The following is a 15,955-nucleotide window of genomic DNA, read 5'->3' on the forward strand; positions in this document are numbered from 1 at the left end:
AGCTGACAAATCATTTATTAATCAGGACAGGATTGTTCACCGAATGCATACCATCCGTATGTTGCTCCGCCATCTTTACTTGTATAAATCTTAAAGATCCTGTTCGTAACATCCATTACCATCATTCCTTCTATCGGAGAGGTAAGGATAAGGGTCGTTCCATCGTCTGCAACAGGTTGATTGGAAGCATTAAACCTTACCCTGTTGATTACCATTCCTTTCGTCTTGGCTTCCAGTGCCAGCCAGCCGCCATTCCTTACCATCGGCCAGTTATCACCAGCAGAACCTGCTCTCGCAAGTGAGGTGATCCCTGCTTTGGTGTTAAGTGCTGTACCTGCTGTAACTGCCGGTTTATAACATACCGCTGTAGCGGTAGTGAAAGACATGTAGCTTAAACCTGCTAAACTAGCAGCAGACACCGGGAAGGCATAGTAATCCGTTCCGTTTACGGTAGCTGTACCTATAGCCGGAATTACTGTTGCAGTACCATCACTCAGCTTAGCTGCTGTCGTAGCATAAATCAGTCCTGCTGCACTAGCCGATGGGAATGCAGAAGCAGGGAAATATACGGTGACATCCTGAGCAAAACTGCCTTTGTTCTGCATTCTCCATACTCTGGTCATACGCTTGGTATAGGTATTTCCATTAGATGCTAATACATTACCCGTTGTTGTGGTTGTACTTAACGAACCATTGTCATCACCCCATATTAAAAACTGCTTGTCAGTATTAAATACGGTAGTATTTTCACTATTTGTATTCGCTATGGATCCCAATGAAGTTATCACTTGTACTCCACTATTAACACTTTGGCTCTGTTTCTGATTCAGTGCTGTAAGATCATCTCTTCCGATACCCGCGATGTTGAACTTATACACAGCATCTTTCGCCCAGCTTACAGAAGCATCTGATGCAAGATAATCCTGAATAACAGATTGATCCATTGTTATACCATACTTGATAGATAGATAACTATTAATACGCTGCCTGTCGCTATCCGAATAAGGAGCTTCCACATACAGCACAACTTCAGGTATTTTTCCGGTAGTAAATGCAGATTGATTATAAGCGGCACCAAGTGAAAGTGGTGCAGCAGACCAAGCAACTGAAGTTGCAGCAGAACCAGCCTGCTTACCATTAACTCCGCTGAATAAAGTGCCAGAGTTTCTCCAACCAGAATACAATGCCGCAGAACCTATACCAGATAATGAGCCATTTGCCGAGGTACTGTTACTCAAAGAGATGAATGAGTTACCCGGAGTATTAGAGCGGAACTGTAAAAGATTATTACCTGTTCCTTTTGGTTCCAGAAAATAACGACTTCCGGTTGAAGTATCAGACACTGAGAATACATTTACAGGCTCAGCACCAGTAATACTATTAAAACCAGTAGCGCCGGCATTTACAAAATCGTAATTTTGGGATGAAGATCCTGTGAACTTCATTACCGGATTAAAGTTAATATTGTCTGTCGCATTATTTCTGTATACAGCCTGTTTGCTTGCTACCGCCTGTACCGCATTACTATCATAACCACTTTGATCATTCCATTGGGAAACTGATGAATTGTCTACAGTAGCCGATGTACCATCATCCGCACGAAGCCACAGATTTTCGAATTTAACACCTCCCGGAGAAGGCTTGAAGTAAGCTACAGTGAAATAGAAAATAGGCGTATTGACCTGTGTTGCAGGAATTGAATAAATATAATACGTGTTTCCATTTACAGTTGTAGTTGCAGAACTAGTGAATACTTGGTTTGATGAAGCAAAAGTGCTACTGGTACTATATAAAAGTGATGAAGTTCCTACTGACCTAATAAATGCTGCTGGTATCAACACTTGCACATCTTTAGCAAAACTTCCTGTATTCTGTACTTTCCACGTCCTACTTAATCTCTCTTGATATGGTGACAATACAGTGAATGAAGTCGTACCTGCGGTATTATTATCTCCCCATGCCAGGAACTGAAGGTCATTATCAAAGCTTCCGGTATTGGTATCATTGCTTCCTGTGATCGTATCAAGACCAAGAATTACCTGATTACCACTGTTCACGCTCTGACTCTGCTTCTGTTGCAGATCACTGAAATCATCCCTTCCGATCGCTGCTATATTGTTCTGGTATGTAGCATCTCCTGTCCAGAATGGTGTACTGTCTGATGCCAAATAAGTAAACAGATTGGAAGAAGTTCCTAAACTTACTCCATATTTCAGTCCCATGTAGGAATCAACCCTTTGTTTCTCATTGGCAGTAGGAATTTTATTGTAATACACTACTTCACTAATAATACCGTTCCAGTATTCTCCGAGAGACTGTCTGGTTCCTATTCTTCCGACATTCAATGAAGTACTCACTGAACCGCCGATGCTAGTAAGCGGTCGCGCATTAAATGTACCAAATAAAGTACCTCCAGAAGCGGCACCATAAGAAAGAACAGGTGTATTGGATGCATATGGATTAGAGGTTGAAGCTAAAAGATCACTTCCAAACGTAGTTACCAATACATTGTTTCCGGATCTCATCAATCCAAAGTTCTGACCACTACCACTTGTTCCATAGCTACTGATCCATTCGAAAGTACCACCTGTTACCGAAGTCCTTCCTACACCAAAAACAGATCTTGATGTACTACCGGACGCCATTCCTGTATCACTAAATGAAAGGTAATTCGCATTAGCAGAATTAAATGTGAATGAGGAATTAAAATTCAGCAGTGCTGAACCTGTAGTATTGTAGGTCGGCTGATTGCCGGCAACACTCTGTACAGCATCTGAATTTTGCATCTGGTCTGCCCATCTCAATGTGCTTCCCGTAGTTACATCGCGGTCTGCACGGTACCATCTCACCAGATTATCCGTAACTCCGCCAGGACCCGTTGCAGGAGCTGCAAAAGTAAAGTAATTTCCAGTAGGAATCTGCAATGCAGATGTTGTTCCTGATGTAAGCGGCACATAAGTAATACCCGATGAGAAAGAAGGATCCGTACTGTAGATAAGGTACGTAGCCCTGCTATTATTCACGTTAATATAAATGTTCTGTGCCGTTCCCGTCTGCTGAACTCTCCATACACGGCTCATCACAACACGTAAATTATTGGCAAGCCCTGTCTTTTGGGTGAAAACAGCTGCCTGTCCGTTGTTTCCGGTCATAAAGAAATATCTGTCATTGACAATATCCGTATGACCACCTGCACCACTCTGATTAGGATTGGTAAAGTTATTATCCGTGCTTAAGGTAATAATATCTTTTACCGGCATCTGTGAGGTACTGATACGCTGATGCAAGGTAGCCGTTCTGTCTTTAGCCAGACCTATGATATTATTGTTGTATCCCGAAGCAGCTGTCCAGACAACTGTAACTCCATCTGAAGCAAGATAGTTCTGAGGTGTTGTCTGATCCAGTGTTAAACCATATTTGATCGCCAGATAGGAATCTACCTGAGAACGTTGCGTACCATTTAATGCTTTAGGATAAACAATAAGTTCAGGCATACGACCATTAAATAATGTATTGTAACCACCATTCCAAACGTTTGCTCCAACTGCAGCTATACCAGAAGATGATGTATTTAAGTTTCTGTTAGCACTATTAAAGGCACGTCCAAATCGGTAAAAAGCGCTTGCTCCACCCGATCCTGCAAATAAATGACTTATCATTAAAGGATTAGAATCACTAGTCCCTCCACCGCTTTGAAAATTAGACTGACCAGAGTCTAACCCTAATGGTCTTCCAACAAGTCCATAATACGATGCACTATTCGCGTTAGCTCCATAAGATAGAAGATAGCCCGAATTAGCAGCATAGACTGCAAATTCAGTTCTGCCAGTTGTCCCTATAGGAAGCAGCTGTCTTTTCAATGCCAAATAATTTGAACCGTTAAAGCTTACAACCGGATTATAATTCATCATCGATGAAGCCAAGTTACTGTATACCGGACGATTACCTGCATTTGACTGTGTTGCATTATTACCCACATCACTCTGGTCATCCCATTGAGAAAGACCCGTTCCATTTGTGGTACTGGAAGTTCCTGCATCAGCTTTCAACCATAACGATTCATCAAAAACTCCTCCTGGAGCTTCGAGGAATGCTGCGAATGTAAAATAATTTCCATTCGGGATCTGAATTCCCGGTGTAGCACCTGCCGTAAGCGGCACATACGTAACTCCTGAAGAAAACGTAGCATCTGCGCTATACACTAAATAAGAAGCTTTGGCATTTGAAGATTTTATGTATACATCAAATGAAGTACCGGTATTTTGTGTCTTCCACACCCGTTTCATGAGAGAATTCATTCCATTGCTTAATCCTGATTTCAATGTATATGATGTTGCCGCATTATTATTGCCCGTGATAAAGAAAGATTTGTCATTAGCAATATCCGTGTGACCACTTCCGCCGCTTTGGTTATTATTCGTAAAGTTGGCGTCCGTACTCAGCGTGATAATATCCGGCGAAGCCGACTGGCTCGTGGTAATACGCTGATGGAAAGCGGAGATATCATCTCTTCCAAGACCTACTATGTTATTCTGGTACACCGCATCAGAATTCCAGGTTCGGGTGATCCCGTCACTTGCAAGATAGTCCCCTTCAAGGACCGCACCTGATACAACTTCTCCTGAAGTAGCATTACCATTATTATTTCGGCCTAACGTAATACCGTATTTTAATGAAAGGTAACTGTTCAGCTGAATACGCTCTATTGCCGTGATATTACTTCTGTACACCACGAATTCTCCGATAAGCCCCTTGAACGGATTCTGAGCTCCCCATACGTCTCCGATAGTAATCTGAGAACACCCAACGTATTTTGTATTTCCTGTGAAGTTAAGGATATTGTTTCCGTTGATCAGTACATTGGATCCGTTGGCTGTTGTATTTTTAAATGAGGCCACATTAATAGTTGCAGAACCTGAGTTTCCTCCGCTGTACGCAATAGCGGTATTATCATTGGAAACCTGTGTGGTTGTCAGCGCACGTTCGTCCAAAGCACCACCCCAATCTGTACTCCATACATCCTGTACAGAAGGTGAAACAGCTTTATATACTATAGCAACATCTGCATTTGGTGTCGTTGTACGGGAAATATCCGTTTGGGTAAAGCCCCACGTCCAATCTGCGTCGCTAAAACTTGCCACACTGTTGAAATTGAGTGTTTTTCCAAGAACCATTTGTCCCCTTGAGGTATGGCCCTGGCAATTGGTAATATCCCAACGCAGGTTTCTGTTGTTTCCGCTCTGATCCAGCCAGCTGGTAACACCGGCAAGGCCTGCATCACCACGAAGCCATAATGCTTCGCTTCTTACCCCACCCGGAGACTGCTCATAGAAAGCAAATGTCATATAGAATGAAGCTTGGTTTACCATCACAGCAGGCAAAGTGAAAGCCCTGTAGCTTACGGAATTAACCGTAACCGTACCCGTAGGATTATACACCTGGTAGCTTCCTGCAAAAGTAGCATCCGTACCCGCAAGAAGGCTGCTTGTAGCCGGTACCAAAGTAAGAGGTACCAATACCTGTACATTTTGATTAAGGCTATTGGTATTCTGAACTTTCCATACCCTGTTCAAACGGCTGTTATAACCAGGAATACCCGTAAATGCAGAACTGCTGCTCTGATCATTATCCCCCCAAACCAGGAACTGGTTATCTGCTGCAAAGCTTCCCGTATTTGCCGTATTGGTAGCTGCAACAGATGCAAGGCCCATAATAATCTGATTTCCTGTATTAGCTGACTGGGATTGTTTTTGTATCAATGCGGAAGCACCATCCCTTCCTATACCTGCTATGTTTTTATTATAAGTACTGTTTGCAGATGCGTCCCAAATTATATTGTTAGAAGAGCTTACATAATTTGTGGCAGTAGATTGATTTAATGTTATTCCATACTTTATTGCTAAATAAGAGTGTACCCGAAGGCGATCCTGAGTAGATATAGGATCATCATACGCAATAACCTCTCCAATATTTCCATTAAGAGGGCTAAAGTCACCAGTATCTCCGATATCGAAGAAACCATATCCTCCATCAGAATTGGCTTCTGTAAAAGATACGACACTTCCTGAGTTTAAACTTTGAAAAGAAGTTGTCGCACTATTGGAAGTAGCTCTCCATCCTACAAATCTTATTTCAGGCAATGAGGTATTAACACCTACAAAAGAGCTTGAATTTATAGGATTACCTCCACCATCATTTTGGCCAGAAGATACCGTAAATGCATCTATAAATCTGTCTGTAAAACCATTATCATTACCAAGAATTCCTCCCGAACCTTTAGTAACAGTGAAAAAATCAATAGTTCCTACCGCTGGTGGATTAATATTTTTATTGATTCTTAATTCCGCATTACCACTAAAGGAAAGGTTAGGATTAAAGTTCAATAAATTAGATGTTGAATTCAAGCTTGGATTTCTTCCTGACACTGAAGATGATAATGCATCATTATTATTTCCACTACTATCATCCCAAACTCCACTATCAGTATTAATGGCAGCAGTTACGCCCATGTCAGCTTTTAGCCATACACTAGCTCCTGACACACCACCCGGAGCTGTTAAAAATGCAGCAAAGGTGAAATACTGCCCTGAAGCAAAATCTATAGTCGCTGTATAGTACTGCACACCGCTAATGGTTTCCAGGTTCATTGAAATACTTGTATCTGTTCCATCAAATACAGCATCCGTACTTCTCAATAATGTCGGTTGTGCAATAGATACAGGCAGCTGAGATGCCGGGATAGCTACTTTAACAGTACCTACTGTTCCGGTTTCCTGTACTTTCCATATGCGTGTCATTCTAAAGTTGGAGTTGCCAAATGCAAACGGAGTCGCAAAAGAAGTGCTTCCCGCATCTGAACCCCATACCATAAAACTGTTATCTGCACTGAAACTGTTTGGATTATTGGCATTGGTATCGAAAATATTGCCATTCCCGATTACCGGCTGAATGTCGCTGTTTATAGATTGGGATTGTTTTTGTACCAATGCGGACGCATCATCCCGACCAATACCGGCGATGTTTTTGTTATAGGATGCATTAGCTGTCGCATCCCAAAATATGCTGCCCTGGGAGTTCACATAATTGGTTCCTATAGTAGAAGCATTAGGCGAAAGTTGTAAGTTATTTACTCCAACATCTATATTATTTGTTACTAAGGATGTATCGGTAAACTTAATGCTAAAGCTGTTACCATTCCCGGTAAATGTCTGAGTAAATGGTGCTGAAACTGAAACTACAGTTAGAGTTTGCGTAGCAATTACAGCTGAGGTAACATTGTCTATTATATCCAGCCTAAGGCGTAAGGTACCTGAGCCACCGCCATCAAAGCGCAAAAGATTTCCGGTAAATGTATATACCTGTCCATTAACCGTATTAATGGACTGACTGATTACCCCGTTGGGTGTAGTGTTAGCACTATTAAATACGGCGCTTCCACTAGAAACAACCACATTTCCTGAATTAGCCCAATAATTGAAATTGCTGGCAAAATTTCCGTTATTAAAATTATAAGTAGGAGTAGACTGATCCATTGTGATCCCATATTTAAGTGCTAAATATGAATGCACTTTGAGAACTTCCGCATCCGATAATGCTTCTGAATAAACAACAACTTCATTAAAATTGGTTCCATTATAATTGGAATCACCACTGTTATAAACATCTGTACCAATTTTCCAATTACCCCCTGCTATTATACCTGTAGTAGTATTTAAATTATTTATCTGAAACCCATTTGAATAACCTTTATAAACCGAGCCGTTGTGAGCACTGGATAGTAAGAAGGAAGATGGAGAAAATGAAGTAAACCCAAAGCCTAAAAGACTAGGATAATTATTGTCCCAAATTGTATAAGCGTTATTTGTACGGTCATTCTCAATTCTATGAGAGTTTAGATCACTTTCATTATATATTACAATTTCATCGAAATTAAGTCCTGACTGAAAATCTGGTTTACCGAAAGCATAAAACTCCGCAAAGGAATTTTCCCCGTTAGCAAGAACTGGAGCAGAAGAAAGGAAAAAACTATTATCTACAAAGGTATTTGCTGCATCAGACATTGAAATCTGATTATTGAAATTAGCTCTGCCTGCCACTACCCTCGCACTACCAAATCCTCCTTTGGTAATATCGATTCCTGTTCCTGCATAGTTCGTTAGTGATGTTTTATTTCCAACACTTTCCTTCTGTGCATCCAGCCACAACGTAAGTCCGTTAGAAACCCCTCCCGGTGCTGTAACAAATCCTGCAAAGCTGAAAAACTGCCCGGAAGTAAAATCTACCGTAGTGGTGTAATACTGTATGCCGCCAATTGTTTCCAAAACCATGGTCTGTCTGGTATCAGTACCGTCAAAGACAGCATCCGTACTTAACAATAAGGTTGGATTGGTGACACTTCCCGGTACATCACTTACCGCCAAAGCTACTTTCACTGTTCCTACCGTTCCGGTTTCCTGGACTTTCCAGATTCTTGCCATACGGTTATTCAAGCCGCCAAAAGCAAAAGCAGTTGCAAAATTGGTGCTGCCTGTATCTGACCCCCAAACCAGGAAGCTTTTATCCGTACTGAAGCTATTGGAATTATTGGCATTGGTATCAAAAATGTTTCCGTTACCAATTACCGGCTGGATGCCGCTGTTTACAGATTGGGACTGCTTTTGTGACAATGCAGAAGCATCATCTCTACCAATCCCGGCGATGTTGTTTTTATAAGTGCTGTTAGCCGTTGCATCCCAAAAAATAGTGGATCCGTCCGATGCCAGATAATTCTGAGCTGTTGTTTGATTAAGAGTTAATCCATATTTAATCGCTAAATAGGAATTAATTCTTTGTCGTTCAGCGTTAGAAACAAGTCGATCGTAAATAATTATATCACCAGCTCGTGTATCTGCATAAGTTACGCCCCCATTATTTAAACCTAAATAACTTCCTGTACTAGCTGGAATTGTATAATCATTTGGCCAATTGGAACTAGCAGGACTCCCTCCCATGCTGGTAGCAAAAGCGCCGCTGGAAGTTGTTTTATAATAATTAACCATTCCAGGAGTTTGGAATGTTGAATTTGAGGAATAACCTAAATTATATCCATTCATCGTCCAGTAATTCAATTGTATAGATCCATTAGCCGTAGATGTTGAAATAAATCCCGGACCACCTCCAGTATCTTTATCAGTTGCAAAGTAATCAAAGGCTTTACCGGTTCCTGAAGGAAATGAATAAGTATTATTAAATGCTTGACTTGAAGAAGAAACAAAACTTACTACAGGATTAAAATTAAAGTTATCAGCAAAATTATTTCTAAAAGTTGGTTGTTTACTTACTGTAACTTGTGTAGAATTATTTCCATTAACACTTGAATCATTCCATTGGGCAATACCTGTATTATTAATTGTTGTACCAGTTCCATAATCAGGTCTTAGCCAAACTGCCGACCCTAACACCCCACCCGGAGCCGTAACAAATCCAGCAAAGCTGAAAAACTGTCCGGAAGTAAGATCTACCGTCGTGGTGTAATACTGTACCCCGCCAATCGTTTCCAGAACCATGGTTTGTCTGGTATCAGTGCCATCAAATACGGCATCTGAACTTACCAATAAGGTCGGATTGGTAACACTGCCTGGTACATCACTGACTTTCAGGGCAACTTTTACTGTTCCCACCGTACCGATTTCCTGTACTCTCCATATCCTTGCCATGCGGTTATTCAATCCGCCAAAAGCAAAAGCCGTTGTAAAATTAGTACTCCCCGTATCAGAACCCCAAACCATAGAACTCATGTCCGTGTTTAAGCTGTTGGAGTTTGACTGATTGGTCGCTGCAATAGTAACGTTCCCAATCACCGGCTGCAAGCCACTGTTTACCGATTGCGACTGTTTCTGAGAAAGCCCGGAATCATCATCCCTACCAATACCGGCGATGTTATTGTTATACCCCGCATTGGTTACTGTATTCCAAACTGTTGTAGAGCCATCTGACAAAATATAGTTTGACCCTAAGCTCGCACCATACTTCAATGCCAGATAAGACTCTATCTGATTTACCTGTGTAGGCGTCAGTGTACCGCGATAGGCCAATATTTCAGCAATATCAAAAGAATTAGCTAGGTACGCTCCTATTTTCATATTGATGGCTGTCCCGTTATTATCTGTTGTAGCCAGCTGCTGTACACCATTAAAGGATAATGTAGATGCATTTGAAGTATTTGTTACATACGTTGCTCTATATACACCATAGCCGTTCTTTGCAGTATAGCTGGGAACATTTCCACAGGCAAAAACATTAGATGTTAACCCCCTGTGATTATTTGCCGAACTTGAAGTAAACATCAGTCTTGAATTTTCTCCTCTACCATTCCCTACAGCAAATACTGAAACATTGGCGTAAGTACCTCTGGCAATATTAAGACCTGTGTCATAATAGCTGTTGGTGCCGGAAAAGACAAGACCCGGGTTAAAGTTAACCTGATTATTGGTTGATACAACAGTACCTGTTCTGGTGACTGTAGTATTTAGCGGCGAGCGATCTGTCCATGATGCACCACCGGAGTCTGCGCTTAACCAAAGTGCGAGGTTAGAGCTAACTCCACCGGGATTTTGCGCATATATAAAGCTTACCGTGAGCAGCAGCACTAAAGCTACCGCCCTGAACAGGAACGCTTTTAGCAGAACCGCACCTTTTTGAGGCGGCTCATAATTAATAAATATTTTCATACGAAATTTTTTAATAGTTAAAAAAACCTTGCGAAATTTTACGGGAAATCCATAGCTCATATGAATTATGAATCTGCGGATAATAAGATCCCCAAAATGTCACAAGAATTTGTGTTCATTTTTAATAACTATAAAAGGCGGAGGACGGCTACAAAATAATATGGAAATTTTGTTTAAAGAGAAACTACTGTAAAAAAAAGAAAACAATACCTTCGCAACAAACAGAAGAGCAGCACAAAAACAAATAACACACAATGCCAGTATAAACCTGAACCATTGGCTGTCATTTAAGGTACCCATCCAGAAATAATTTCCCAAAGCACCTTCAGCATATTTGCTTTTTGAACCGGATATATGCGGATACGCATACACATTGCTCTTTTTATCCCTAAGGTCTTGATTGAGTCTTTTTTTTCTTTTTCCAAAAGAGACTTTCAATTTCAACTTTCCCTTTTTGCTATTTTTAAAAGAGTCTTCTAGTTTGTTAAGCGGCTGATTTGACGAACCTTCATCACTTATCTCTAGCTGTGCATTGTATTCTGAAGCTGCTCCGCTTTTAGTTTCCAAATAAAATACTGAAGCTCCACCTGAAATATGTACGGCATTGCTTTCAGAAAAAGATTGTGATTTAAAAAAACAAACGACAAAAATATAACATGCCAAAAGCAGCTTTCCGTAATGTCGGAAAGCTACTGCTTTGGGAACAAATAGTTTTATTTTCATCATATTGCTTTATGAATTGCTTCGGCTATGGTTATCCATAACTTATAAAATTCAGCGTTTGTGTTTTATCTTTTATGCTTTTCCATCGGAAAAACATTTTTATCACATTTGTTAGACTTATTTATAATATCTCTAATATTGGGATATTTTGCACAGTTATAACATTTTTCAAACCGGCAAATCCTTTTTTTAAAAAAATTTATAATCTTTATGTCTTTCTTTATTAATTACAAAACAACTTAGATCAATTTTCTCTAATTTTATTTTTTAGACTTATGAATTCGGATAGCAATCCAAGAATTTCATTTGTAGAAAATAACTCTAATAATCACGTTTGTTTTACTTCTACAAATTTACGTTCAACATATTGATTAACAATTCATTTTAGCGTAATAAAATAATGATATATTTGTAATATTTAAATTACAAAACATACATCACCATTAGCCCTTTAAATATGGTATTAAAAAAGAGCATCGGAAATGATATTGTTATGAGTACTGCTTTAAATAGAGATCTATTATGATTAAATAAATAATATTTTTTATATTTAAACCAAAACAATTAATGCACAGGATGGTATAGATATATTAACTTCCTAAACAGAACACAAATAAAAAAGCTTATAAAAAACACATCAGCCTTATAAATACAAATGATATGAATAAAAAAATACTTATTGCCGATGATTATTTCGTCGTGATGACAGGCATTAAAATGATCCTTAAAAAATATTTAAAAAATATCGACCTTGAATATGCTCTAAATTATGATGAGGTTTTCGAAAAGTTAGCTGATAAAAATGATTATGCGCTTCTCATTCTGGATCCTGGTTTACAAGGAAACCAAAAAAAGATAATTGCCGAAATTAAATGCAAGTTTCCAAATATAAAAATTCTTATTTTTTCAACACACAATACTGCTGAGGTGGTCCCCTTTATTCTGGAAGGTGCAGATGGCTATCTGAACAAACTTTCTCACGAAGACGAAATTGCACGGGCAGTTTTAGAAGTTTTAAATACAGGTAAATATTATTCAAAAGAAATTATGGATGCACTGATTCATCACTCAGTTTCCAGCAAAAGCAATCCACTGGAAAATCTTTCTGAGAGAGAGAAAACGGTGTATAATTTATTAATTAAAGGATATGGTAATCTGGAAATTGCCAATGAGCTGAAGATTCATGTTGCCACAATAAGTACCTATAAAAGAAGGATTTTTCAAAAACTGGGAACCAACAATCTTATTGATATTTTAGAAATAAACAGAAAATACTCATTGTAATGAAATGCTGAAAATGATTACAACCTAATTTTAAATGGTCTTAAGTAATTGTTTTACTGAAAAATCATCTAAAATCAGGTTATAATTTAATTATTTCCATTTGATATTGCAGCCCATGCTTGGTCTCTGAATCTCTTCCTGAGGCTCTCCCGCCAAAAGATTTTCAAAGGCAATAATCAGATCTTCACCCGTTACATCTTTATTATTTCCCGGTCTGGAATCATCCATCTGCCCTCTGTAAATAAGATCCAGCTTTTCATCGAAGAAAAAGAAATCCGGAGTACATGCGGCATCATAGGCCTTTGCAATCGCCTGGCTTTCGTCATACAGATAAGGAAAATCAAATTTTCTTTCAATCTGGAATTCAATCATTTTTTCAGGAGAATCTGCAGGATATTTTTCGACATCATTGGAGTTAATGGCTATAAATTCAATTCCTCTTTCATTATAATCTTCGTACAGTTCATTTAACTTGTCAATAACATGAAGTACAAACGGACAATGGTTGCACATAAAGATCACTAAAGTGCCTTTTTCTCCTTTCAGATCATCTAATGACTGCATTTCATTGCTTTTTGAAGGATTAGGAAGTTCAAAAAAAGGTGCTTTTGTACCTAAATCAATCATATTTGAGGGAGTATTCATAACTTTTTTATTTGCTCACAAAGATAAAAGATTTTCTTGATTATTCTAGTAAGGAAGATGGATGTGGAAAGTTGGAAATTTTAAAATTACAGTCGATTGAATTGGGCTATAAAGTATATTAATTTTTACAATAATTAAAAGATTAACAATCTGATATCACTTATAGCCTCCCATTCTTCCAGCATCCAGCCAAATTTTAAAGTCCTCCAAAAACCTTATTTCAAAAGTTAAACCTAAAAATTTGTTTGGAAGTTATGTTAAAAAGTTTGTAGTTTTGCTAACACTGTTAGTAATATAAAAATCATGGGCTTACATGAACGCCGCCAAAGAGAAAAAGAAAATATACGTGCCAGTATTCTGGATGCGGCTTTTTCTTTGGCTAAAACCGAAGGCTGGGCTTCACTTTCCATGAGAAAAATTGCCGATGCTATTGAGTACAGTGCGCCGGTAGTTTATGATCACTTTGAAAATAAAGAAGCTATTTTATATGAAATTTCATTGAATGGTTTTCATTGTTTACACATTGAACTCTTGAAAGCTCAGAGAGAACACGACAATCCTGAAGATCAGTTGAAAGCTATTGTAGATGCTTACTGGAAGTTTGCATTCAAAAACAAAGAATACTACCAGCTGATGTTTGGTTTGGGAATGCAGTGTAGCGGAAAAGGAATGATGAAAGAAGAATTTTCGTCGTTTCAGGATATGCTTTACGAATGCACATACGCAATCATCAAGAAAAACGGATCCAATACTGATAATGCCTGCCATATGTCTCACGCATTATTCTCAGCGGTTCATGGATTGATTTCCATCATGATGATGCGCAATGATGATATTCCTTCAACGATGAATAAAACGACTTTGGATGAAACTGTTTCTGCTTTCATTAAGTCATTATAAATTTTTTTGAATTTATAATTAACACCGTTAGGAATATTAACACCGAATTAATATAAACTTTTTCATTAAGAAACATTTAAAATAAACTATCATGTAAAATTAGAATTATCTGTAGATTTTTTTACACTTAAATTAACACCGTTAGAAAAAGTAACACGTTAAATCTAAATCAATCTTTTTAAAAACATTATGAAAACAACTGCTTAAAGCCAATATTAAATTTCTGTATATTTTTTTTAATACTTCATTAACACCGTTAGGAAATATAACAGATATTAAATTAAAAACTTTATTATTTTATTTAACACTTCATTAAAAATTTAAACTCAAAATGAAAATATTTGGAAAAACGAGGATTATTGTACTCATCGCAAGCATTATCCTTTTACAAAGTTGTACCAAAGCAGCAGAAGGATCAAACGCAGCTCCGCCACCTCCACAGCTTCCGGTTTATACCGTTATCACTTCACCAGCAACTGTTTACCAGGAATTCCCTACCGCATTGGAAGGAAAAAACAATGTGGAAATAAGATCTCAGGTTGACGGATATTTAGATAGAATCTATGTGGAAGAAGGTGCTTATGTAAGAGCCGGACAGCCTCTGTTCAAAATAGATTCAAGAAGCTACGGCGAACAGATGAATATGGCAACAGCCAACTTACAGGTTGCCAATGCCAACATTCAGAAAGCGAAAGTAGAAGTCAACCGCCTTGAACCTCTTGTTGCCGCGAAAGTGGTTTCCGAGGTACAGCTGAGAACCGCAAAAGCAAATTATGCCGCCGCAGTGGCAGCCGCTTCACAGGCAAGAGCTTCTGTTGGAAGCGCAAAAATCAATGTAGGATTTACAACCATTACCGCACCGGTAAGCGGATATATCGGGAGAATTCCTTATAAAAAAGGAAGCCTGATTTCAAGAACAGATCCCAATCCATTGACGTTACTGTCTGATATCAGCGAAATCTATGCATACTTTTCTTTAAGCGAACTGGATTTCATTGCTTTTCAGAATAAATATCCGGGAGCAACTCTAAATGAAAAACTGAAAAACATGCCACTGGTAGATTTGGTAATCGCCGATAACAGCATCTATACTGAAAAAGGCAGAATGAGCATTGTTGACGGACAATTCGATAAAACCACCGGAGCCATTAGCGTTCGTGCCGTATTCCCGAATCCAAACGGAGTTTTGAGAACCGGAAATACAGGCAGAGTTCGTATGCCACAGCTATTCGATAAAACATTGGTGATTCCGCAGGAATCCACTTACGAAATTCAGGATAAAACGTACGTCTATGTAGTTGGGAAGGATAAAAAGGTTACGGGAAAACCGATAACCATATCCGGAAAAACAGACAGCTACTATTTTATTTCTGAAGGATTATCGAAAGGAGATAAAATCGTATTTACAGGAATCGGTGTATTGAAAGATGGAGTTGCCATTCAGCCAAAAACTATTTCTTCTGATAGTTTATTGAAAGCAAGACCTTTATAACTGTTTAAATTTATTAACCACAAAAGTCACAAAAGCTTTTAAACACATAAGTCACATCAGGTTTAAATCATTCGCTATAATAAGAACACATGAGTTTTAGAAAATCTTTGATTTTCATTTTGTGAACTTTAAAACATTAGCAATTCATCTTTAAACCCAAGATATACTTTTGCGCCTTTTGTGGTAAAAATATCGTTTAAAC

The 15,955-nt window shown here is 38.7% G+C and carries 6 protein-coding genes; 3 read left to right on the forward strand and 3 right to left on the reverse strand.

All coding sequences use genetic code 11. The annotated features are described in order from the left end of the window. Nucleotides 1-17: 17 nt before the first annotated feature. A complete protein-coding gene (locus tag U9K52_RS08260; protein ID WP_322925933.1) occupies nt 18-10,709 on the reverse strand; it encodes a hypothetical protein in 10,692 nt (3,563 codons plus the stop codon). A gap of 99 nt (nt 10,710-10,808) precedes the next feature. After that, nucleotides 10,809-11,435 carry a hypothetical protein gene (locus tag U9K52_RS08265; RefSeq protein ID WP_322925934.1) on the reverse strand — a complete coding sequence of 209 codons (627 nt, stop codon included), beginning with the start codon at nt 11,433-11,435 and terminating at the stop codon, nt 10,809-10,811. Between the two features lie 657 nt (nt 11,436-12,092). Here U9K52_RS08265 and U9K52_RS08270 point away from each other — a divergent pair. Then, nucleotides 12,093-12,716 carry a response regulator transcription factor gene (locus tag U9K52_RS08270; RefSeq protein WP_263602337.1) on the forward strand — a complete coding sequence of 208 codons (624 nt, stop codon included), beginning with the start codon at nt 12,093-12,095 and terminating at the stop codon, nt 12,714-12,716. 90 nt (nt 12,717-12,806) lie between these two features. On the opposite strand, the gene U9K52_RS08275 is transcribed toward U9K52_RS08270, so the two are convergent. Next, a complete protein-coding gene (locus U9K52_RS08275; RefSeq protein ID WP_248394791.1) occupies nt 12,807-13,361 on the reverse strand; it encodes a thioredoxin family protein in 555 nt (184 codons plus the stop codon). Nucleotides 13,362-13,664: 303 nt separating this feature from the next. Here U9K52_RS08275 and U9K52_RS08280 point away from each other — a divergent pair, with 303 nt between their 5' ends. Together U9K52_RS08280 and U9K52_RS08285 are read left to right on the forward strand one after the other, a co-directional pair. Beyond that, a complete protein-coding gene (locus U9K52_RS08280) occupies nt 13,665-14,261 on the forward strand; it encodes a TetR/AcrR family transcriptional regulator (RefSeq protein ID WP_248394793.1) in 597 nt (198 codons plus the stop codon). 331 nt (nt 14,262-14,592) lie between these two features. Further along, nucleotides 14,593-15,753 (forward strand): efflux RND transporter periplasmic adaptor subunit, encoded by a 1,161-nt coding sequence (locus U9K52_RS08285; RefSeq protein ID WP_322925935.1) that lies wholly within the window; start codon nt 14,593-14,595, stop codon nt 15,751-15,753. The last annotated feature ends 202 nt before the right edge of the window (nt 15,754-15,955 follow it).

Origin of the sequence: Chryseobacterium sp. MHB01, assembly GCF_034651565.1 — a bacterium.
GTDB lineage: Bacteria > Bacteroidota > Bacteroidia > Flavobacteriales > Weeksellaceae > Chryseobacterium > Chryseobacterium nepalense.

Coding starts and splice junctions, on each gene's coding strand:
- U9K52_RS08260 (WP_322925933.1), bottom strand. CDS start 10,709: ATGAAAATATTTATTAATTATGAGCCGCCTCAAAAAGGTGCGGTTCTG.
- U9K52_RS08265 (WP_322925934.1), bottom strand. CDS start 11,435: ATGATGAAAATAAAACTATTTGTTCCCAAAGCAGTAGCTTTCCGACAT.
- U9K52_RS08270 (WP_263602337.1), top strand. CDS start 12,093: ATGAATAAAAAAATACTTATTGCCGATGATTATTTCGTCGTGATGACA.
- U9K52_RS08275 (WP_248394791.1), bottom strand. CDS start 13,361: ATGAATACTCCCTCAAATATGATTGATTTAGGTACAAAAGCACCTTTT.
- U9K52_RS08280 (WP_248394793.1), top strand. CDS start 13,665: ATGGGCTTACATGAACGCCGCCAAAGAGAAAAAGAAAATATACGTGCC.
- U9K52_RS08285 (WP_322925935.1), top strand. CDS start 14,593: ATGAAAATATTTGGAAAAACGAGGATTATTGTACTCATCGCAAGCATT.